This window comes from Cyclobacterium xiamenense (assembly GCF_009467825.1).
Classification (GTDB): domain Bacteria; phylum Bacteroidota; class Bacteroidia; order Cytophagales; family Cyclobacteriaceae; genus Cyclobacterium; species Cyclobacterium xiamenense.
The window spans coordinates 155299-176315 of the sequence record NZ_WIOK01000006.1 but is presented as its reverse complement, the minus strand read 5'-3'; the positions used below and the strand labels follow the sequence as shown (position 1 = coordinate 176315).

At 48.7% G+C, this 21017-nt stretch carries 17 protein-coding genes and 1 riboswitch; of the genes, 10 read left to right on the top strand and 7 right to left on the bottom strand.

The window, feature by feature from the left end:
- Positions 1–427: 427 nt before the first annotated feature.
- The 4 genes from GCU44_RS06535 (at position 428) to purE (ending at position 4197) form a co-directional block, all read left to right on the top strand.
- Positions 428–2209, top strand: a complete 1782-nt coding sequence (locus GCU44_RS06535) for a MutS family DNA mismatch repair protein (protein WP_154855267.1) — start codon at positions 428–430, stop codon at positions 2207–2209.
- A 68-nt stretch (positions 2210–2277) separates the two neighbouring features.
- A complete protein-coding gene (locus GCU44_RS06530) occupies positions 2278–2430 on the top strand; it encodes a lmo0937 family membrane protein (protein WP_143057568.1) in 153 nt (50 codons plus the stop codon).
- A 109-nt stretch (positions 2431–2539) separates the two neighbouring features.
- Positions 2540–3682, top strand: coding sequence for a 5-(carboxyamino)imidazole ribonucleotide synthase (locus GCU44_RS06525; protein WP_154855265.1), 1143 nt, complete (start codon positions 2540–2542; stop codon positions 3680–3682).
- On the top strand, positions 3679–4197 hold the full coding sequence (gene purE / locus GCU44_RS06520; RefSeq protein WP_154855263.1) for a 5-(carboxyamino)imidazole ribonucleotide mutase: 519 nt from the start codon (positions 3679–3681) through the stop codon (positions 4195–4197). The genes GCU44_RS06525 and purE overlap by 4 nt, the downstream gene beginning before the upstream one ends.
- A 255-nt stretch (positions 4198–4452) precedes the next feature.
- On the opposite strand, the gene GCU44_RS06515 is transcribed toward purE, so the two are convergent.
- The 4 genes from GCU44_RS06515 to GCU44_RS06500 all read right to left on the bottom strand — a co-directional run bounded on the left by GCU44_RS06515 (position 4453) and on the right by GCU44_RS06500 (position 9662).
- Positions 4453–5427 carry a ParA family protein gene (locus GCU44_RS06515; RefSeq protein WP_154855260.1) on the bottom strand — a complete coding sequence of 325 codons (975 nt, stop codon included), beginning with the start codon at positions 5425–5427 and terminating at the stop codon, positions 4453–4455.
- 1 nt (position 5428) lies between these two features.
- A complete protein-coding gene (locus GCU44_RS06510) occupies positions 5429–6622 on the bottom strand; it encodes an ATP-binding protein (RefSeq protein ID WP_154855258.1) in 1194 nt (397 codons plus the stop codon).
- A 662-nt stretch (positions 6623–7284) separates the two neighbouring features.
- Positions 7285–8265 (bottom strand): hypothetical protein, encoded by a 981-nt coding sequence (locus tag GCU44_RS06505; RefSeq protein WP_154855256.1) that lies wholly within the window; start codon positions 8263–8265, stop codon positions 7285–7287.
- Between the two features lie 2 nt (positions 8266–8267).
- The gene (locus GCU44_RS06500; RefSeq protein ID WP_154855254.1) at positions 8268–9662 is read right to left on the bottom strand and encodes a vWA domain-containing protein; all 1395 of its coding nucleotides are present in this window, start codon (positions 9660–9662) and stop codon (positions 8268–8270) included.
- Between the two features lie 411 nt (positions 9663–10073).
- Between GCU44_RS06500 and GCU44_RS06495 the strand changes: the two genes are divergently transcribed.
- Positions 10074–10598, top strand: a complete 525-nt coding sequence (locus GCU44_RS06495; protein ID WP_154855252.1) for a hypothetical protein — start codon at positions 10074–10076, stop codon at positions 10596–10598.
- A gap of 67 nt (positions 10599–10665) precedes the next feature.
- Here the strand turns inward: GCU44_RS06495 and GCU44_RS06490 are convergent, their stop codons facing one another.
- The 3 genes from GCU44_RS06490 to GCU44_RS06480 all read right to left on the bottom strand — a co-directional run bounded on the left by GCU44_RS06490 (position 10666) and on the right by GCU44_RS06480 (position 13541).
- Positions 10666–11034, bottom strand: coding sequence for a DUF3127 domain-containing protein (locus tag GCU44_RS06490; protein WP_092171280.1), 369 nt, complete (start codon positions 11032–11034; stop codon positions 10666–10668).
- A 248-nt stretch (positions 11035–11282) separates the two neighbouring features.
- Positions 11283–12983: a GMC oxidoreductase gene (locus GCU44_RS06485; RefSeq protein ID WP_092171283.1), complete on the bottom strand. Its 1701-nt coding sequence runs from the start codon at positions 12981–12983 to the stop codon at positions 11283–11285.
- An 18-nt stretch (positions 12984–13001) separates the two neighbouring features.
- Positions 13002–13541 (bottom strand): gluconate 2-dehydrogenase subunit 3 family protein, encoded by a 540-nt coding sequence (locus GCU44_RS06480; RefSeq protein ID WP_154855250.1) that lies wholly within the window; start codon positions 13539–13541, stop codon positions 13002–13004.
- Positions 13542–13686: 145 nt separating this feature from the next.
- On the opposite strand from GCU44_RS06480, the gene GCU44_RS06475 reads away from it, so the two are divergent.
- The 5 genes from GCU44_RS06475 to GCU44_RS06455 all read left to right on the top strand — a co-directional run bounded on the left by GCU44_RS06475 (position 13687) and on the right by GCU44_RS06455 (position 21003).
- A complete protein-coding gene (locus GCU44_RS06475; RefSeq protein ID WP_154855248.1) occupies positions 13687–15939 on the top strand; it encodes a TonB-dependent receptor domain-containing protein in 2253 nt (750 codons plus the stop codon).
- Positions 15940–15946: 7 nt separating this feature from the next.
- Positions 15947–16555, top strand: coding sequence for a nitroreductase family protein (locus tag GCU44_RS06470; RefSeq protein WP_154855246.1), 609 nt, complete (start codon positions 15947–15949; stop codon positions 16553–16555).
- 47 nt (positions 16556–16602) lie between these two features.
- Entirely contained in the window at positions 16603–17169 is a 567-nt protein-coding gene (gene gldD / locus GCU44_RS06465) for a gliding motility lipoprotein GldD (RefSeq protein ID WP_455423649.1), read from the top strand.
- A gap of 130 nt (positions 17170–17299) precedes the next feature.
- Positions 17300–18367 carry a fatty acid desaturase family protein gene (locus tag GCU44_RS06460; protein ID WP_154855244.1) on the top strand — a complete coding sequence of 356 codons (1068 nt, stop codon included), beginning with the start codon at positions 17300–17302 and terminating at the stop codon, positions 18365–18367.
- Positions 18368–18418: 51 nt separating this feature from the next.
- A riboswitch (TPP riboswitch) is annotated at positions 18419–18515 on the top strand.
- Positions 18516–18597: 82 nt separating this feature from the next.
- Complete coding sequence (locus GCU44_RS06455) at positions 18598–21003, top strand: TonB-dependent receptor (protein WP_154855242.1); 2406 nt, start codon at positions 18598–18600, stop codon at positions 21001–21003.
- The last annotated feature ends 14 nt before the right edge of the window (positions 21004–21017 follow it).

Sequence of the window (21017 nt, the reverse complement as noted above, 5' to 3'; positions counted from 1 at the left end):
AAGGATTAAAAACCAAGCTTTTACAAATTATTTCACTTTGAAAATTAACAAAACATATATTTGATTTTGAAAAACAAAAATTAGGATATAGCCGCCGATATGGGCTAAAAACTGCCCTTTCCGGCTATAAAAATGACGTTGAAATCAATGGTGCTCCATTATGACTGCTTTATGGCTTGTTTGGACATAAAAAAACATAACGAAAACTAAAAAAAATTAAATTTACATCAAAGAAGGGGGGCTTTTGTTTTTGTGGGGGAGCTGATTCTCCGCAGGTTATGAGGGCAAAGATCCCCGGTTGTTTTTTTGCTTAGGTAACCCGGCGGAGATCTGCTATTTTGGTTTCCTTGCGCGGCGGGTGCGCGCAGCATGGTGCCCGTAAAATTCTTTTTATCTTTAGCCTTTCAACCATCCAATCATCTCGTTCATGAAGACCAATTTTGATTTAAAGGAGCCGGAAAAGTCGCTGAAAGATGCTCGGGAAAAAGCGCTACTGCTTTCTGCCGCAAGATTGGTGCTGTTCTTTGCCATGGCGGCGGTGCTGATTGTAGGGATTTCCGAAGTGCATTGGCTCGCCTTGCTGTTTTTGCCGATGAGTGCCCTGTTTGTGGGATTGATTTTTCGGTTTAATCGGCAGAAGGACCTGGAGCGCTTTTATCTTTCCGTGCTAGAAATGGAGGGTTTCCGGAAAAAGCGCAAGGAAAGACAATTTGCTGGATTCGATACCGGGGCTGATTTTATAGAGGCACGGCATCCGTATTCGAGCGACCTGGATCTTTTTGGAGACCATTCTCTTTTTCAATTGCTTAATCACACAGTTAGTCAGGGTGGGCGAAGCCTTCTGGCCCAGTGGATGAAGCATCCACTATCTCCGGCGGAGGCAAAGGAAAAGCGAGAGGCCTTGCTCGAATTGAGCGCAAATGGTGATTTTTTGACGGTGTTCGAAGCACTGGGAAAGGCTTTTTTGAAGCAAGAAAAATCCAAAGCGGGCTTTTACAACTGGTTGAAAAAGCCGATTTATTGGAAGGCATTTTTTTTCCTGCCACTGTGGATCGGTCCGATCCTGGGACTTGCCGTTCTTTTTGGTGTTTTGTTTGGTATGATTTCCAGTGCCTACTTGAGTTTTTTTATCGGAGTAGGGTTGCTGTTACTGGGAGCGGTATTCCGACCATTGATGGCGGCCATGAAAGCCCTTCCGAACGATAGTGATTTGAAAACGCTGCAGGCCTGGGCTGATTTGTTGGAGAGGCAGGAATTTCGTCATCCCTTGTTGTTGCGTTTTCAGCAGCCGGTAAGGGGTGATGGTTTTCTTGCTTCCAGGGCCCTGGCGCAGCTGGAAAGCATCACCTTCCTGGTCGAAAACCGAACCAATATGATGTACCTTATTTTTAATATCTTTTTTTGGACGGACTTTTATGTCCTATATCGCTTGGTTCAGTGGCAGAAGAATGTCGGGACGAAGATGAAAGAATGGGAGGAGACCTTTGAACACTGGGAAGGCCTGGTTTCCCTTGCTGCCTGTATTCGGGAGGAAGGGTTGGATGCGGCGGTGCATTGGTCTACCAAAGAGGAATTGCAATTTAAGGAGGTCAAACATCCCCTCATCAAACCCAGTGATTGCGTTGCCAATGATTTTGACTTCAACGTGGAGCATCAGGTGGTGTTGCTCACCGGATCAAATATGTCCGGGAAGACCACGTTTATGCGGACGGCGGGAATCAACGTGGTTTTGGCCGGAATGGGCATGCCGCCCTTTGCGGCGGCGATGGTCAGCGGTCCATTTCAATTGTACACCAGCATGCGAAATACCGATAGCCTGGGAGAGAGCGTAAGTTCTTTTTATGCCGAGCTTGCGCGGATCAAGGGATTGCTGGACCAGGCGGCATCTGGAAAGCCCGTATTTTATTTGTTGGACGAAATCCTGAAGGGGACCAACACAGCAGATCGGATTATGGGTAGCGAGGCCTTGATTCGGCAGTTGGCGGCAAGTTCTTCCAAGGGGATTATTTCGACCCATGATATCGAATTGAGCGAGATGGAAAGTGAGATGCCGGCCCTGGTGAATTATAGTTTTCACCACGATATACGAAAAGAGGAGATTGTTTTTGACTACCGGATCAAGCCCGGTCCCTGTCCCAATTTTAATGCACAAAAGCTGATGGAACTTATGGGTATTCGGCTCTCCAAACCAGCACCGGATAACGTGTGAAATTCTTTTTGGCACAACTATTGGTACTATTTGAATAAAATTTATAACCAATATTAACCAACACCACTATGAACTCGTTATTGTATATCATCGCCATCATCCTGGTCATCGGATGGATTTTTGGAGCTTTTGTGTATAGCGTCGGAGGATTGATCCACATTTTATTGGTCCTGGCTGTAATAGCCGTGCTGTTTCGCCTGATAGGCGGTAGATCGGTATAGTTATCCAGCTTACTATTGCGAACGAAAACCGCCTTTACCGGCGGTTTTTTTATTTCCATTCGGTATTTATCCCTATTTTTGGGAGGAAGAACCAATCAAAACCAGTTAAATGGGGCAAGCGAATTACCAGCAACAAGTACTTGGCATTTTAGGTGGGGGACAACTCGGGCGAATGCTCATCCAGTCCGCCATCAATTATAACCTAACTGTCCATATAATGGATCCGGATCCGGAGGCCCCCTGCAAAAATCTTTGCCGTACGTTTGTGCAGGGAGATTTGAAAGACTACGACACCGTCTATGCATTTGGGAAAACATGCGATGTGATTTCCATAGAAATAGAACATGTAAATACCGCTGCGTTGTACCAACTGGAGCAGGAAGGTAAGAAAGTTTTTCCCCAACCCCGTGTGATTGAATTGATTCAGGACAAACGAACCCAAAAGCAATTTTACCAGGATCAGGGCATTCCTACAGCGCCGTTTGTGCTGACGGAAAACAAAGCCGATGTGGCACGACACCTGGATTTTTTGCCGGCGGTGCATAAATTGGGAAAAGAAGGATACGATGGCCGGGGGGTACAAACCATTCCGGACGCTGGCGCGATTGGGAGGGCCTTTGATGTGCCGGGTCTGCTGGAAAAATTTGTAGATTTTGACAAAGAACTGGCGGTGATTGTAGCACGAAACGAACATGGAGCGGTAAAAACGTTCCCGTCGGTGGAGTGCGCCTTTCATCCCGTACACAATTTGGTAGAGTTTTTGTTTTCCCCTGCGGAAATCTCGCCGGAAACCGATCAGAAGGCACAGGCGCTGGCGCTGAAAGTAATCGAAAAATTAGACATGGTGGGGTTGCTTGCCGTGGAGTTATTTGTCACCAAATCTGGCGAAATCCTCGTGAATGAAATAGCCCCTCGTCCACACAATAGCGGGCATCATACCATCGAAGCCAATTTCACCTCTCAGTTTGAACAACACCTGCGGGCGGTCATGGGCATGCCTTTGGGGGATACGGGTATTCGCAGCGGCGCGGCCATGGTCAACCTGCTGGGTGAAGCCGGCTATACCGGTGAAGCGCTGGTGGAGGGGCTGGACGAAGCCATTCAGGAAAAGGGCGTGTACCTGCATCTCTACGGAAAAAAACTAACCAAGCCTTTTCGAAAAATGGGTCACGTGACCGTATTGGAAGCGGATATGGGTCGATTGAGAGAAAAAGCACAGCGAATCAAAGAACTAATCAAGATAAAAGCATGAGTAAGGTTCAGGTAGGAATCATCATGGGCAGTCAGTCCGATTTGCCGGTCATGGCAGAGGCGGCAAAATTTTTGGAAGAGATCGAGGTAGGTTACGAGTTGACGATCGTATCGGCCCACCGTACACCGGGGCGGATGATTGAGTATGCGGAGAAGGCGCGTGAACGGGGACTAAAGGTGATCATCGCCGGAGCTGGTGGGGCAGCCCATTTGCCGGGAATGGTGGCTTCGCTGACCACCTTACCGGTCATCGGTGTTCCGGTCAAGTCCTCCAACTCCATCGATGGCTGGGACAGCATTCTGTCCATTCTGCAGATGCCTTCGGGTATTCCTGTGGCCACCGTGGCACTAAATGGGGCAAAAAATGCCGGTATCCTGGCTGCTTCCATCGTCGGAGCCTTTGATGGGGCAGTAGGCGATCGCCTTGCCACTTTCAAAAACTCCCTGAAAACGAAAGTAGAGGCAAGCGCTCGGGAAATCGAGCAAAAGGGCTGGAAGGAAATTTTGGGGGAATAAATCCCGATTTAGGTCCGCGGTGCCTACGGACAAATGCGCTGTGAATACCGTGGCAGCCAAGCTTGAAATCACGTTTCCCGGAACTCAGTCGCGACGAATGGAAAAACGTTGCATCCGGTACCTGAAGCCTTCATTGAATATTTTTCAGCTTGGGTCTATTGGGAACGGTAGAAAGGTTAACGGGTTTTCAACCGGTATATCTAGTGTGATTCATGTAGCAATGTGGTGGTAATCGATTACTCCGAGTTGACAGCCCTAGGGACACTTTGAAAGAATGTTATTGGTTAAGCTTTCGAACTCAGTGTAGCTAAATTTAACCGCATATACATGAGCGCCTATTGCGCCATCAGCAGGCTTCAAAAGAAAAATGGGCTTGTGAGCTTCCATAGACATGGGGGCCAGACTTCTAAAATGTTTGAGCAGTCCGATGCAATTACTGTCTTCCTCTATGCTTAACGTATCCATTACGTGGATGCTCGTTACAAATTCTGAATAAACTTTGGGAATTCTATTTGCCCATTTTAAATAAGATTTTACCGGCTTGCTTTCTTTGGCTGAATATTGCATGACAATATACCCCGCAGGCAACATACCATTCTCTGGTATGGCAACCGTGAGATTTGTCGGTTTAAGCTCTTTACGCTGGCCCCATTGTCTTTTCCATGCATTAAGCGTGGTGCCCAGGTTTTTTATCCCCTGAATTGAAAATAGGTCAGAAGCAACGGGCATAACGATGTAGTCGGAACTAATGGTAACCGCTCTATTTATTGCTCCAAGGTTTGGCCCTACATCAATCAGTATGACGTCCGCTCCGAAGCGATTTGCTGCCTCATCCAAAATGGTTTTAAAAATACTGGTTATCCGGAAAGAATAGATTTCACTATTCAGACATTTCAGCCATGCATCACTGAGCGTATCCTCAAACGTCGAAAGGGCGAGGTTCCCCGGGATTAGTCGAAGATAATCATTGATTTCTTCTAGATGAACAGGGACAGCCGGATCTCCATTTACAATAGGGTTTATAGCGTCAAGTACAGTAACTGGAAGTGCGTTTTCATAGATTTCCTCAAGTCGCTCCCCGGTGAGAAACATTGAAGTCAGGTTGGATTGGGGGTCTAAATCAACAGCAATCGTTTTTATACCCATTTCCGATAGCATCCAGGCAACATGGTATACCGTGGTGGTTTTGCCTACTCCACCTTTGTTGTTGAAAAACGTTATCTTTCTCATATTACCATTCTTGGTTTATGGGTATTGTAACCTTGAACTTAGTTGTGAGACTTAAATCAAAATCTGGTTCGCCGTTACCATTTTTTTCTAATTCAATTTTAGCTCTCTTTACACCATAGTTAAAACGATTTACATAACCAAGTATTTTCAAAGCCTCCGCCAGGACCACATTTCTGTAGTCACTTGCATTTGGAAAATTTTGAGGAGTAACCTCGCCAAATAATCCCCCTGGATTTATGATCTCTATTCTGTCTGTAAATTCATAAACGTATATCGGTGCGTTGGATTCGTAATTTCGGTGAATAATCGCATTCATAGCCAATTCCCGGAGTGCCCAATACGGGTAATTGGTGATGGTTTGTTCTTGTAATGCATCTACTCTCCTCGGCTTACTTTTTAAAATGTTTGATTTGATAAAACCATCCAACAAGCCTAACTCCGTCGCCAGCGCACCGGAAAACTTTTTCTCAAACAGAACATCAGCTGTCATTTGGTCTCCATCGAATTTGACGTATTGAATATACGCCCCCGGTAAATAGAACTCGGGATTCAATCCGAAAAGTAGAATGCCCGCATTCGTAGGACATTGATGTTGTGCATCGAAAAATCGAAGCGAAGCAAGTTGTTCTTCAATCGTCCGCCCATTCTCCTCAAGGACGTCCTTATCAATTGCGTTTGGAAGGTAATTGATCTTGAAATGTTCCAAACTAATATCTCGCAATGTTGCGCCTAATGCAGGAACCAAATCGTACGTTTTTGCAAATGAAGCTCTCCGCTCTGTTAAAAGCCGCTCTTCTTCACTACTGGCAACCACTTTTCTCGGGCCTACGCGAATATGACATCGGCCATTAAACCTGACAGGAGGATAATTGGATGGCTTTACTTCCACTGCGACCACATCGCCACCACCTATAGAAAACACCGGACTCACCACCAGGGAAGGCTGTGGCAAAACATTGCCATTTGATTTTACACTTCCAATTTTCTGGAGTTCTTCATCTCCGATCCTAATGCCAGCAGTCTCCCCATTATCGTTTACCCCTAACAAAAGATAGCCCGATTTACGGTGATTTGGAAAATCATTGGCAAAAGCGCAAACTGCTGGGCCAAGCTTGTCTTCACGAAATGAAACGGTCCGCTCAATCCGGTCCGACTCCAGGTCCCTTATTAATGATTTTACTAATTCTATGTCCATATTCAACACGTCTTAAGCGCCGCTCGCACATCCTGTATTTGCAGCCCAGAAGTTATTGTAAACGGCTCGTTTCCTACAAACAGCTCGCCGGGTGACAGATCGTACATCTTTTGAAAATGAAGCGGTTTTTGGCATTTGGTATAAGAATGGTAGTTTTGATTTCTGCACAAAACGAGGTTTAGACAGCGGTAATCAGGTCGTTAGTTCCCAGGTTTTTCGTCGTCTGCTATTACTAATAAATGCCTTTTTTTACTATCCGACAAACCTCATGGCGAGGAATTACCGGGTGCAAGGTAAAACCCTAAGTTCGTTAATTTTTTTAAATGGAGGAATAAATTTCGTGCGGCAATTGGCGAATTGGGTATCTTTTTGATTGGGAATGAATTGGAACCAAAATTGATTCGGTTCCCTTCCCTATTTCTCCTGCGTCGTTTGACTTTCCAAAAAAACCCGAGTCCTACAACCATTGACCTGCTTTTTTCTCCTGTGGCAACATCCGCTTGGTTCTAGTGAGGTTTACAGCCCTCGGAAATTACCCACGCATCCGCAAACGCGAGGAATTTGAAGCCGGCAGGTCGATTCGGGGTACGAAAGTAATACCATACACGATTGTCCTTTAAGTCCATGCACTTGGTCTGCAGGGGAGGGGACCTATTTCGGGGTCAACTGAACAAATTGTGACGAATAAGCAATTCGTCGTTTCGCTTCCACTGTATCCAGCCGGTGCCCACTTTTTTAAAGTCTCCATTCATCAAAAATACCTCGGCCCAATCATCCTCGACTCGTATCGGCCGCAAATATTCGTAAGAGGTCTGTATGATTCCCGCTGTAGGAAGGGGACGGGCGCGAATGCTTGCATCGACACCCGGTAGGAACTCCACCGAATTTACCCGGAGCAAAAATTCCGGCCAGTACATCACCTTTCCCGCCTGTTTGCTCACGTACGCGGTTTGCCCGGTTTGTACATTTACAATCACTTCCACGAATTCTTCGGTAACACTCTTGATTTTAAAATAGAGGATATCGTAGTCCATTTTCAGGATTTCCGGAACCAGCCAGGGAGGGGCGGTCGCGATTTCAAACTGGTTGTATTCATTCTTAATAAACGTGACGCTGTCGTAGGGCGCATGCTCGAGAATGGATTTCTCCAAATTCGGGCGGCTGTAGAAATAAAGGGTGGGGTTGTCAAAGATATTGGGGCTAAAAAATCCCATACCTGCATCGGCATTTTGGTTTTGCGTGCGGGACATTCCGCTTACCAAAGAAGTCAGCATGCCCTGTTGATCGGGCTTTTGGATAGGAACAGTCGGTTTATCCCGGTAAGGTCCGCTTTCCTCTTCCCGGATTTCTTGTCGTTGCTGGTACCGGTAGTGGGTAATGCCATATCCCAAAAGCAGGCAACCCAACAACACCCAGTTTCCGATCACGATCTTTTTGTGAACAAGGTGGTAGGTGAGAAAAAACGAGACGATAAAGGCCAATCCTGCAAACAGGACTCCCCAACCCAAAACAATGGCGCCGGCGGCCAGTCCCTGGTTTTTTCCGGCTCCGATCCACCCCGCTATATATACTCCGACTAGAAAGAAGACCAGCAGGCTAAGGAGGTTAAATAACAGGCTGGCGGGTTTTAGTAGCTTTTTCATGATCAGAAGGTAAGTGTTTTTATTAGTTTTTCGGACGTTTTCACCTCCACGGTAAGGGTCTGGGGAGCGCGGTCCTTGTAGGCACCCATCGGAGCGACTTTTACCGTGTACGTACCAGGGTTAAGTAGAAAGTCTCTTCCCCGCTCGTAGGTGCGTCCCCCGGCTACGCTTTTGCCGGAGGAGGCTTCCCTGATCGTTACAATGCTGTCTATGGATTTGTCACCAACACGTGCATCGATAAAGGCGGTTCCTGTCTGAAAATCATAGGTAATCGGCGTGGTACCTCCTGAGGCAATCGCAATATTTTCCATTTCAGCAAAGGTTTCCAAACCATTCATCGCGAGGGCCTGAACGGTGATCGTGTACGAGCCTGGATTCACCTCTATCTCTTTGGCTGCATTGTACGTTCGAACAGAAGCGGCTACCTGCCCGGTTTGATCGATCACGTTTACCATGGCATCCCAGTACGCTCCGTTATTGGTGATAGAAATACCGATTTTGCCACCGTCAAAACTAATTTCTTCATGAACCAGACTATCTTCCCTACTTTTTATTCCGGAAACGGTGACGGTTTTCATGTCACTGCCTTCGAGGGGCCTCACCTCAAAATTGTACGTGCTCGGCGGCAAATAGAAATAGGCCGTATCGCCGTACGTACGGGCACGTATGGGATCTCGCTTTGCAACGATATCATAGGCCTCAACGAGCGCGTCAATGGGCTTCCCGTTTTTTACGGTATAGACCGAAACGTTATTTTTAGGTTGGTCAACGGTGGCCGCAGTCGCTTCATTCAAGACCGCCCCCAGGTCTGCGGCATCCGATGCCGGAAAATACCGTCCCTCACCGGCCTTTGCAGCACATTTCAATGGCTCCGTGTCTTCATCGACCAGCCCAAACCCGATAATATGCAAGCGAAAATCAATCCCTTCGTTTTTTGCTTTCGTTACTATTTCACAAATGTCACCGTCGCAGGATTCAATCCCGTCCGTAACCAGAATGACGGTTGCATTGGTTTTTGCTTCCCTTAAACTATCTATGACTACGGAAGCGGCATAGGCCAACGGCGTCATGCCCAGTGGTTTGATCGAGCGCAATGCAGCAATGAAAGCCGGTTTCGTTCCTTCGCGTACATCCACCAGGAACTCCACATCCCTGCAATCGCCTTTATTTCGGTGTCCGTAAGCTACGAGACCGATTTGTTGATTTTCGGGAAGCTCTTTTACGGCGTCGGTTAATACCTCAGAGGCAATATCCATTTTGGTTTTTCCAGTGAGTTGGCCCCACATGGAACCACTGGCGTCGTAAATAAAAATAATCGGAGGTCGCACATTGCTTTCCTGTGCTGATACTGAAGCAACTGGAAAAACGATCAGTAAAAGATAGTGAAGAAATTTCATAAGCACTGGGTTTTGAAGGGGTTAGAATAAATATAGAAAAAAAAACTATATTTATTGCAGACCTTGCTTCAGTGCGGTTGCCAATCCAACAGGCTAGCTTTACAGTCAGACAGAAGCCACCCCTTGTTCTGGGGTACGTGTAACCAAAAAGTAGCACCTACAGGGAATGATGGGGAAACACCCCTGACCAAGCTTGCCGAAGTACGTTCGCCATCGGAATCGGTGAAAAGTTTTTCGAATAAAGTCTTTTCCTGAAGGTAGTCCCGACGAAATCATTTGATCGGTATGCAGGACAACGGAACCTCCCCCGAAAAAATCAAGGAACGATTTATTTTTTATGGAAATTACCGATTGGATATCAGGACAGTTGTTTGGATCAATACGAATAATGATAAAAAGGCACCCACCCCAATGAAAACGCAACGTGCATATCTAATAATCGTAGTTTTTCTAACCCTTTTTGGATGTACCGATACGGAGCAGCTCCTACTTCCTGAAGCACTCAAGGGTACCTGGGAAGAAGACTACGACATCGAGCATGCTGGATTCTCTCTCGTTCAGGTGGAAAGCTTTACCTTCTTTGACAACGGTGACTACACCCGCTTTCTGGGTTACCGGGAACCCGGGGCGGATCGACTACTGGGCTACCGCTTCTTTGTGGAAGGGACCTACCAATTGGAGGGAAGGCGACTCCTACTTCAGGAAACCGATCGCAGGCTCCATGTGGGGCAACTCCTCTATGGAGATTTGGACCTTTTGAGCCAGGTCAATCCTTACCCGGAGTCTTGGGCGGACCTGTCGATCAACGAAAACAAAACGCTTCTGGAGATGTACCTTCCCTGCAACCTCCTGTCGTCTGCCCGTTGCCAACCTAAAAAAGTCTTTCGTAAACGGATGGTTGAATTTTCCGTCAGTAAGCCGGAATCCATTTTTTAGGATGGGCTGTACGAGGGTACATTAGCCAATGAATGCACCGATGCGCGTAACGCGTACATTGCCGGCATCAGAACGGCAAAATATCCCCTTCGCTGTCATCGCTGAAAGTACTGACATCAGGCTGGTCCTGCTTTTGGTTTCCGGAAGCCGCTCCACCACCTCCGGTACCGTTGTCCACATTGTTTACCCGCCATATCTTAACATCCGTGTACCAACGCCCGTTGTATTCACGGCTTTCCACTTCGATACTGGCCGTAATGTCCTGGCCGGGTTGGATATTAAACTGATCGATTTTATCTCCCCATACGGTCAGGCAGACCTTCTTCGGGTATTGGCCCGGGGTTTCCAGGATATAGTCGCGTTTTCTCCAGGTACCGTTGCGTCCGTTACCCGATTGCTCTTCCAGTGCCTGTATGATCTTTCCGGTTAGTTCCATGTGTCGTTGGTTGCTTGTTGAAAAAACGAAGGTAAATAAAAGGGGCCGGATTTAAAACACCGGAGCCTGATCCGGTTTTAATCTGGCCGAATTTGAAAAAAAATTTCGCTATAGAGTGTTTAAATTCGCTGGATTTAGGAAAGCCTACGACCGGTGCCAATTTTTTGTAATACCTTGGAGTAAACAAAAAAGCCGACGGCACCCGCAAGTCCCTGTCGGCTTTTTACATTTTCTGAAAAGGCTTCAAATTAGCCCATATTCTTCACGGCATGGTCCACCGCCCGGGCGGCAAAAGCCATATAGGTTAGTGAAGGATTTTGTGTACTGGTGGAAGTCATGCAGGCGCCGTCTGTCACGTAAACATTCGGGCAGGCATGAATCTGGTTCCATTTGTTAAGGACCGAGGTTTCGGGGTCTTTGCCCATCCGGGCTCCCCCCATTTCATGGATATCCAGACCTGGAGCTCGCTTGTCATCCCGGGTTCGGATATTGGTGAAGCCTGCGGCTTCAAACATCTCGGTCATTTGCTCCAGGTAATCCTTAATCATGGCTTCGTCATTGGCATCGTAGTCAAGAGAAACCCGCAGCTGCGGAATGCCCCAGGCGTCCTTTTTGTCCGGGTCCAGGCTTACCTGACTCGCTTCTTTGGGAATGGTCTCGCCCATCATGTGCGAACCCACCCGCCAGGGACCGTATTCCTCCCGGGTCATGGCCCGTTCCAGTTCTTCACCGATGCCGGAGTAATCGTTGACCATGCTACGACTTGCGCTGAATCCGGCGGCATAGCCCCTAAGAAAATCGGTTTCCTGCGTGTAGACGTTTCGGAAGCGGGGGAAATAGCCGGAAGTCGGCCTTCTGCCTTCGGTGGTGTACTCCTTCAGCCCGTCAAATTCTCCGGAAATCCCCGCCCGGTAGTTGTGGAAGGCCACGTATTTACCCAATACCCCGCTGTCATTGCCTAACCCCTGGGGGAAGCGACTTGAGGTGGAGTTCAACAGGATCAGATTGGTATTGAGTGCACTGGCATTCAAAAAGATTACCTTGGCATAATATTCTGTGGTTTCTTTGGTGTTGGCATCAACCACCCGGACACCCGTAGCTTTGCCTTTGGCCTCGTCGTAAATGATGGAATGAACCACGGCATGGTGCTGCATGCTGAGGTTTCCGGTTTTTGCCGCCCAGGGAAGGGTGGAGGAGTTGCTGCTGAAATAGCCGCCAAAGGGGCAGCCGCGCTGGCAAAGGGTTCGGTTTTGGCAAAGCGTTCTGCCCTGTTTGGCATAGAATTCGGCGTTGCCCGTGATGTGGGCACAGCGTGCCACAATGATTTCCCGTTCGGGGTAGTTTTTCCGCAGAAAGTCCTTGAAATACAGTTCTCCGGCGGTCAGTTCAAAGGGCGGTAAAAACTCCCCATCGGGCAGGTTGTCCCGTCCGTCCTTATTGCCGGACACGCCGATAAACTTTTCTACATGGCTGTACCAGGGCGCAAGGTCTTGGTAGCGGATGGGCCAATCCACGGCGAATCCATCCCTGGCGGGACCTTCGAAATCAAAGTCGCTCCACCGTTGCACCTGCCTGGCCCACAAAAGGGATTTGCCTCCGGTTTGGTAGCCTCGGATCCAGTCAAAGGGTTTTTCCTGCACGTAGGGGTGCTCGGTATCTTTGACAAAAAAATGCTGCGCGTCTTCCCGAAAGGCATAACAGCGGCTCACCACCGGATTTTCCTTTTTGATTTCTTCGGGAATGGTCCCCCGGTGTTCAAACTCCCAGGGCATTTTATTGGTGGTGGGGTAATCCTGCACGTGTTTTACTTCCCGTCCCCGCTCCAGGACCAGGGTTTTAAGGCCTTTTTCGCAAAGTTCCTTTGCGGCCCATCCCCCACTCATTCCCGAACCGATGACGATGGCATCGTAGCTGTTGTCTTTTTTACTTTTTATGGTCAAATTCGCCATGGCCTGCGTTTCTTTTATTTATGCGGTTTCAATTTTTTTGCTTCCGTAGAAGCGAGCCGGAACCAACTCGTACGGTTTGATTTCTGTCATGAAGTACTCGGAGTTCAGGTACCCTTGCAGGGCGAAGCGTTTGGTTGTGCTGATAAATGCGGTTGCATTCTTTTTTTCGTCCCCTTCTCCGTCCATTGCCAATGTAGCCCGCAGGCAGTCTTCCGCTTCCGTCGCATTCATTTGCGAAAACTTCTTTCCATATTGGTTGTTCGAAAACGCCTCCCACTGCTGCAAGCCTGCGACAAATGTTTCCTGTTGCCCCCTGTCCAGGCAATCGTTGCACATCACCAGGACAAAATCCTGAAGCTGCAGGTCCGGACCCGATTTCAGGACTTTTCCTGGAAATACCGTGGCGATGATTCGGGTCAACAGCTCTTTTTGAGAGGCGGTTATCTTTAGGTTTTGATAGGCTTGCAAGATGGATTCCTCACTGAAGTCGCAGGCCGGCATCAGTACCGCACCGCCAGTCAGGATAGCCAATTGCTTCATGGCGGATCTTCTATCCATAATTGATTGTAGATTTGATGATTTCTGAGGAACAAGTTATTGATTTTTTGATTACCTGCCACAGGTTTTTTTTATCGGTGGTTGATTCCGCTAAAAATCAATTAATTTTACCCCGGTATTCCATTAATTACTGTACCCATAAGGCATGTTTCGAAACCTACTGTTACTACTCGTAGTATTATTTCCATGTATCACCTTCGCACAGACAAGTATTCAGGTGCTTGATGCGCAATCCGGAGAAGCTGTTCCCTTCGTTTCATTGAAAGGAAACAACCTACCGTCGTTTGTGGCCGATGAAAACGGACAAGTCAATCTATCCCTGGAGGAGGCTGCTGAAATACGCTTTTCTCATGTGGCTTACGAGAGTCAGGAAGTTCTTGTTCCGGTTTCGGGCACTTTGGTCGTTTCCCTACAGCCTGCGGCAAATGCATTGGCAGAGGTGGTGGTCAGTTCGTTTGAAACCGAGCGTCCCCTCTTGGAGCAGGCAGCGGGAATCGTGCGCGTATCAGAGGCGGATTTGTTTCGCTTCAACGAGACGTCCGTGGTACATGCCTTCAATACCAAGCCGGGTATCCGGGTGGAAGAGCGGGCGCCTGCCAGTTACCGGATTTCGATCCGCGGAAGCTCGTTACGGGCGCCGTTTGGCGTACGGAACGTGAAAGTGTATTGGAACGGAATTCCCTTTACAGCCGCGGATGGCACCACCCCGCTCAACATGCTGGATGTGGCCAACCTGCAAAATACAGAAATCATCAAGGGACCTGCTGGAAGCATCTATGGGGCGGGAAATGGTGGCGTGATCAGTTTTAGCAGCAGTCCTGAAATTACGGAAAACAGGATCAGTACAGACCTGTCTTTTGGCGATTTTGGCATGACACGGTATCGCTTTGGCCTCAGCCAGCAAATGGAAGAAGGCGGGATCAAGGTATCGTATGTCCGGCAAAAAGCCGATGGCTACCGCGATCATACGGCCATGGACCGGGAAGTAGTGCAGCTTACCGGACATTTTAAGCCTTCCGAAAAGCAGCTTCTTACCACACAGCTGTTGTATTCGGATCTATTTTATGAACTACCCGGTGCGCTCACGGCCAGTCAGGTGGCCGAAAATCCCCAGCAGGCAAGACCGGGATCCGCGGCACAAAATGCATCCATTGACCAGCAGTCCATGTACGGGGTGGTTTCGCACGACTACCAGTTTCACCCCAAATTCAGCAACAAAACCTCCATCTACATCAACACGGTGGATTTCGAAAACCCATTTAATCTGGATTACAAAAAGGAAACCCAATTTAGCTACGGTGGAAGGACGAGTTTTACCTATGATGGCAATTGGGGGTCCATTCCGGTGCGTTTAATTGGGGGAGGCGAGTACCAGTTTTCCACCACAGCGGCGCAAAACTTCGGCAACCGGGGCGGACAGGCGGACACGGTACGGTTTAGCGACGAACTGCTTACCCGCACGGCTTTTCTTTTTCAGCAGCTGGAAGCCGAGTTATCCGAGCGGTTTTTGTTGACGTTGGGCTTGAGTGAAAATTTTTCCAGTTTTGATATTGCGCGAAACATCGATGCTATCCGGGGGATGCCTTCCCAAGCCAGGCGCACCTTCGACCCGGTGATTGTGCCCAGAATAGCCCTTTCCGGGAAGCTGAACGAACAATCTGCCGTTCACGGGAGCATCAGTTCGGGATTTTCACCGCCCACCATCGACGAGGTACGGACCAACGAAGGAACCATAAACCTGGATCTTGAGGCCGAAAAAGGCATCAATTACGAGGTTGGCTACCGGTCCAGCTTTCGGCAGGGAAGGGTGAATGTGGACGTCTCGGCCTTTTACTTCAAGCTGGATGAGACCATCACTACCTTTACCAATCCGGATGGCGTCGTTCTTTTCCGAAATGCCGGAGCGACCGATCAAAAGGGCATTGAAGCCTTGGTGGATTATGCCCTAATCCGAAAGCAACTGTCCTTTATCCAGGAGCTAAAGCTGACCCACACCTATACGGGGCATTTCTTTACCTTTGCGGACTTTATGAAAGGGGAAAACGATTTCTCCGGAAACGACCTTACCGGGGTGGCCCCGCATACTGTCGTGAATCAGGTGGATCTGCGTACGCGACCGGGATTTTACCTGAATTTCACCCATCAATTCGTGGACGATACCCCACTGAATGACGCCAATACGGTCTATCAAGAAGCCTACCACCTGCTGAATACCCGCCTTGGTTGGAGAGGCAGTGCAGGAACCAGCCTGGACCTGGAAGTGTTTGCCGGGGTAGAAAATCTGGGGAATGCCAATTACAGCCTGGGGAATGATCTCAACCCCTTTGGTGGCAGGTATTTTCAGCCTGCTGCACCAAGAAACTTTTACGGCGGAATAAAGGTTGGAGTAAAATACTAGTAAAAACATGAATAATCGACCCATATTTAATACCGAAGAAGTCAATAAGATCATCCGAAACAGAAGGTCTCAGTTTGTGGCGCAGTTCAAAGAGGACGATCCGGTGGAGGATCACATCGTTCTGGAAATGCTCGAGAATGCCAACTGGGCACCCACCCATAAATTGACAGAACCCTGGAGGTTTGTGGTCTTTTCTGGACAAGGACTACAGCGGCTGGCAGATTTTCAATCCAACCTGTACAAGGAGCGAAGTGAAAAGACCGGGAAATTTATCGAAGCTACCTACGCAAAATTTAAGGAAAACCCGCTGAAAGCCTCCCATATCATCGCCATCGGGATGAAGCGGGACCTTCGCGCCAATCTTCCCGAAATGGAGGAAATCGCGGCCGTTTCCATGGCGGTGCAAAACATGTACCTGACGGCGAGTGCCCACGGTCTGGCGGCCTATTGGGGCACCGGTGGACCCACCTTCTGGCCGGAAGCAAAGCCCTTTTTTGGCTTGGAAGAGGCCGACATGCTCATGGGCTTTTTCTACGTTGCCAAACCTGCCTCCGATCGTTGGCCGGAAGGCAAGCGGAAACCGATTTCTGAAAAAGTGACCTGGGTAAGGGAATAATGATGCGGAAAAAACACCGATCGGGAGATGCTGCCAGGCATCCGGCAATGGGAGGGATGGCGCTCCTTTTTCTATTGATTCTTGTTGCCTGCGGCGAAACTTACGTGCCCAGACCCATGGGATACAACCGAATCGATCTCCCCGAGCGGGAGTTTGAGGCATTGGAGATGGATCTTCCCTACACCTTTCAGCATTCCACACACTTACAGGTAGAGCCGGACTCCTTTAACATGGCCGAAAAAAACTGGATCAATCTCCACTATAGTTCCCTTGGCGCGCGGGTACACCTGACCTACAAACCGATAACTGGTGGGCAGCAAAACCTCAAGTCCTACCTAAACGATGCCCTGACGCTTACCTTCAAACACCAGATCAAGGCCTACGGAATCGACGAGAGCGTAGTCCGTACTCCAACCGGATATACGGGACTGGTGTCCGAACTGAGTGGTGAAGTGCCGACCCAGTTTCAGTTTTTTGTGACCGACTCCACCGCGCATTTTTTGCGGGGCGCGCTGTATTTTGAGACAGCCGTGAAAAACGATTCCCTGGCACCGGTCATCGAATACATCAAAACGGACATGATGCATTTGATAAATTCAGTCGAGTTTAATTGATACTACCGAAAACTTGTCGTACCTTACGACACGGAATGATGAAAACAATCGGTAATCGGTCATTTTTCTGAACTACGAATCCACCCCCTCCTCAGTCACGCTTACTATTCACCCCTAAAAACATTATTGTATGGCCACGCCAAAATTTTCCAAACCAACCCTAAACTTTCATCTGGATGTGAAGCAACGGGTAAGCGATTACTTTCGGGACTCAAATATCACCCGTTCGGGTAGCAAACCGCTTTACCTTAAGGCTGGTATCATGGTGGTCTCCTTTATTCTGGTTTACGTTCACTTGGTTTTCTTTACTCCCCATTGGGCAATTGCTCTCATGGAGTGTCTGTTATTGGGTGCGCTGACCGCATTTATCGGATTTAATGTCATGCACGACGGGGCACATGGCAGTTTCAGTGACCGGCCATGGGTCAACCGCCTGGCGGGCCTATCGATTAATTTTCTGGGAGCCAATGTATTCATGTGGAAAACCAAACACAACGTGGTGCATCATTCCTTTACGAATGTAGAGGGAGTAGACGACGACTTGAATGCCCGCCCCTTTTTACGGCTTTCTCCGAGCCAAAAGAAATTTAAAATCCACCAGTTTCAACACTACTATTTTATTTTTACCTACTCCTTGTTGTACTTGTATTGGGTATTTTTTACGGACTATAAAAAATACGTCACCAAAAAGGTGGGGATGGTGCCGATACAGAAGATGAAACTGTCGGACCACATCAGTTTTTGGGGGTTCAAAGCCATCCATTTGGTGCTGTTTGTGGCCATTCCCGTATTCATGCTCGGCTGGACGCAGTGGCTGATCGGGTTTTTTGTGTACAGTTTGTTTGCGGGAGTTCTGCTCACCCTGGTATTCCAGTTGGCACATAGCCTGGAGGAGACCGCCTTTCCCCTTCCTTCGCCGGAGACCAATAGTATGGAGGACGAGTGGATGATCCACCAAATCCGGACCACGGCTAATTTTGCTACCGGGTATAAATTGCTGACCTGGTTTTTGGGAGGCCTGAATTACCAGGTCGAACACCACCTGTTTCCAAAAATTTCGCACGTGCACTATCCCGCCATCAACAAGATACTCAGGCAAGTCTGCGCGGAATACAACATCCCGTACCTGGAACACCCAAAGTTGCGCTGGGCATTTCGCTCACATGTTCGTCATTTAAAAGTATTGGGAAGGGCCTAAGCAAGGGCTTTTCCGATTTGGCATTGCCATTTCTACCAGTTACATTTGCATCAAGATCATTAGGGGTGCCCCAATATACCGGGCTGAGATCATACCCATATTACCTGATCCGGGTAGTGCCGGCGAAGGGAAATGAGAAATAGCTAATCGTACGTAATGCTATTGGGTAAACAATGAAAAAAGGAATACCCCTTTATTCCTTTGATGTTTAACCGAACAAATTAATTGTTATGATTCGCATGTACCTGACCCTGGCAGCAATGCTTTGGTCCCAATGGGCTTTGTCCCAAAATCGTATCCAGGGAACAATCCAGGATGCAGAAACCGGAATTCCGCTACCTGGAGCTACCATAATGCTGGAGGGGACGAACAAAGGCACGGTCTCCGACCGGGAAGGAAGCTTTGAAATGGCCGGCCTGGCATCCGGAGAATGGAACCTGGTGGTTTCCTACGTGGGTTACGAAGCCGGGAGTTACCTGGTTCGGTTGCCTCAGGAAAGGCCCCTGGAAATTCGGCTCGAGCCCGCTACCCTAACCACCGAAGCCTTTATCGTTTCCGGTACGCGGGCCTCTGCCACCACGCCTACTACCTTTCAAATCATTGACAAATCGGATCTTTCCAAAAATAACCTCGGGCAGGATTTACCGTTGTTGCTAAATTATACCCCCTCCATGGTGACGCATTCCGATGCAGGCGCGGGAGTAGGCTACACCGGCTTGCGTATCCGGGGCACCGACCAAACACGGATCAACGTGACCGTAAACGGTATCCCATTGAATGACGCAGAGTCTCACGGTGTTTTTTGGGTGAATATGCCGGACTTTGCTTCTTCTGTAGAAAACATCCAAATTCAACGAGGCGTCGGTACCTCCACTAACGGAGCAGCAACATTCGGAGCCAGCCTCAATATACAAACCGATACCAAACGAGAAGAAGCCTATGCCGAGACAGATCATTCGGTGGGTTCATTTGCCACACGAAAGCATACCGTAAAAGCAGGCACCGGCCTGATTGACGATCGCTGGGCCGTAGATGCCCGCCTCTCCCGAATTACTTCTGACGGCTACGTGGACCGGGCGTTTTCGGACTTGAAGTCGTACTTTGTCTCCGGGGGCTATTACGGGGACAACCACGTGGTAAAGGTCAATATCTTTTCCGGTGCGGAACAGACCTACCAGGCCTGGAATGGCGTTCCGGAAAGCCTGCTTGCATCCGACCGAACCTTCAACAGCTATACCTACGAAAACGAAACCGACAATTACCAGCAGGATCACTACCAGTTTATCTATGCCGGGACCTGGGCGGCCAACCTGAAGGCCAACTTTTCCCTGCACTATACACAGGGCCAAGGATACTACGAGCAATTCAGACCGGAGGATAATCTCTTGGCCAACTACGGCATTGAACCCATTGCCATCGGCAGCGAACTGATCAGCGAAACCGATATTATCCGTCGACGATGGCTGGACAATGATTTTTACGGAGCGGTTTTCTCCCTAAACTACGTCTCGCAAAACGGACGCCTCGATGCCATTCTCGGGGGCGGGGCCAACCGATACGACGGCGATCATTTTGGGGAAATCATTTGGATGGGAGTAAGTGGCGACACGGATATTCGAGACCGTTATTACGACAACGTAGCCATCAAGGATGATCGGAACGTGTACCTCAAGTCTACGTACGAGGTGCAAGAGCGGCTGTACCTGTTTGGTGATTTCCAATGGAGAAATGTCTACTACCGCTTCGATGGCATTAACAACGACCTCCGAACCATTACGGGAAGCCAAAATTACAACTTCTTTAATCCCAAAATTGGGCTATCCTACGAAACGGAGCAGGGAAAGACCTGGTATGCCTCCTACGCAGTCGCTAATCGGGAGCCGGTGCGCAGGGATTTTACCGATTCACCGCTCACCGAAATACCACGACCGGAGACCCTTAACAATGTTGAGGCGGGAATCCGCGTGCGCAAAAACCGGTACCAATACAGCGCCAACCTGTACTACATGGGGTACCAAGATCAGTTGGTGCTTACGGGCCAGCTCAACGATGTGGGTGCCTACATCCGCGAAAATGTCGCCAGCAGCTACCGGGCAGGGATAGAATTGGACGGGGCATTGCAGCTGGACTCCCGCTGGACAATCGGAGGGAACCTGGCATTCAGTAGAAATAAAATCAATACGTTTACCGAGTACAACGATATTTACGACGAAAATTGGGATTTTGTCGGGCAGGAGGCCACCAGCTATCGCGATACCGACATCGCCTTCTCACCAGGCTTTGTGGGAGCTGCGGTGGTGGATTTCCGACCGATCAAAAACCTGGAAGTCAGCTTGCTCAACAAATACGTAGGGCGGCAATACCTCGATAATACCCAGCAGGAAAACCGAAGTTTGGATCCCTTTTGGACCACCGACCTGCGGCTCTCCTACAGTTGGTATCCCGGTTTTGTAGAGGAGATGGCATTTTCCGTAAAGGTTAATAACCTGTTTGACGAGCTGTACGAGCCCAACGGCTATACGTTCAGCTATTTCGTACCTTCGGAAGGAACTACCAGTCGGGAATTGGTCACAGAAAATTTTTACTACCCCATGGCGGGGACCAATTACCTGGCAGGGGTGTCCATTCGCTTCTAACAACTTCCCACACA

Coding starts and splice junctions, on each gene's coding strand:
- GCU44_RS06485 (WP_092171283.1), bottom strand. CDS start 12,983: ATGGCGAATTTGACCATAAAAAGTAAAAAAGACAACAGCTACGATGCC.
- GCU44_RS06515 (WP_154855260.1), bottom strand. CDS start 5,427: ATGAGAAAGATAACGTTTTTCAACAACAAAGGTGGAGTAGGCAAAACC.
- GCU44_RS06490 (WP_092171280.1), bottom strand. CDS start 11,034: ATGGAACTAACCGGAAAGATCATACAGGCACTGGAAGAGCAATCGGGT.
- GCU44_RS06525 (WP_154855265.1), top strand. CDS start 2,540: ATGGGGCAAGCGAATTACCAGCAACAAGTACTTGGCATTTTAGGTGGG.
- GCU44_RS06495 (WP_154855252.1), top strand. CDS start 10,074: ATGAAAACGCAACGTGCATATCTAATAATCGTAGTTTTTCTAACCCTT.
- GCU44_RS06455 (WP_154855242.1), top strand. CDS start 18,598: ATGATTCGCATGTACCTGACCCTGGCAGCAATGCTTTGGTCCCAATGG.
- GCU44_RS06470 (WP_154855246.1), top strand. CDS start 15,947: ATGAATAATCGACCCATATTTAATACCGAAGAAGTCAATAAGATCATC.
- GCU44_RS06480 (WP_154855250.1), bottom strand. CDS start 13,541: ATGGATAGAAGATCCGCCATGAAGCAATTGGCTATCCTGACTGGCGGT.
- GCU44_RS06475 (WP_154855248.1), top strand. CDS start 13,687: ATGTTTCGAAACCTACTGTTACTACTCGTAGTATTATTTCCATGTATC.
- purE (WP_154855263.1), top strand. CDS start 3,679: ATGAGTAAGGTTCAGGTAGGAATCATCATGGGCAGTCAGTCCGATTTG.
- GCU44_RS06505 (WP_154855256.1), bottom strand. CDS start 8,265: ATGAAAAAGCTACTAAAACCCGCCAGCCTGTTATTTAACCTCCTTAGC.
- GCU44_RS06460 (WP_154855244.1), top strand. CDS start 17,300: ATGGCCACGCCAAAATTTTCCAAACCAACCCTAAACTTTCATCTGGAT.
- GCU44_RS06510 (WP_154855258.1), bottom strand. CDS start 6,622: ATGGACATAGAATTAGTAAAATCATTAATAAGGGACCTGGAGTCGGAC.
- gldD (WP_455423649.1), top strand. CDS start 16,603: ATGGGAGGGATGGCGCTCCTTTTTCTATTGATTCTTGTTGCCTGCGGC.
- GCU44_RS06500 (WP_154855254.1), bottom strand. CDS start 9,662: ATGAAATTTCTTCACTATCTTTTACTGATCGTTTTTCCAGTTGCTTCA.
- GCU44_RS06530 (WP_143057568.1), top strand. CDS start 2,278: ATGAACTCGTTATTGTATATCATCGCCATCATCCTGGTCATCGGATGG.
- GCU44_RS06535 (WP_154855267.1), top strand. CDS start 428: ATGAAGACCAATTTTGATTTAAAGGAGCCGGAAAAGTCGCTGAAAGAT.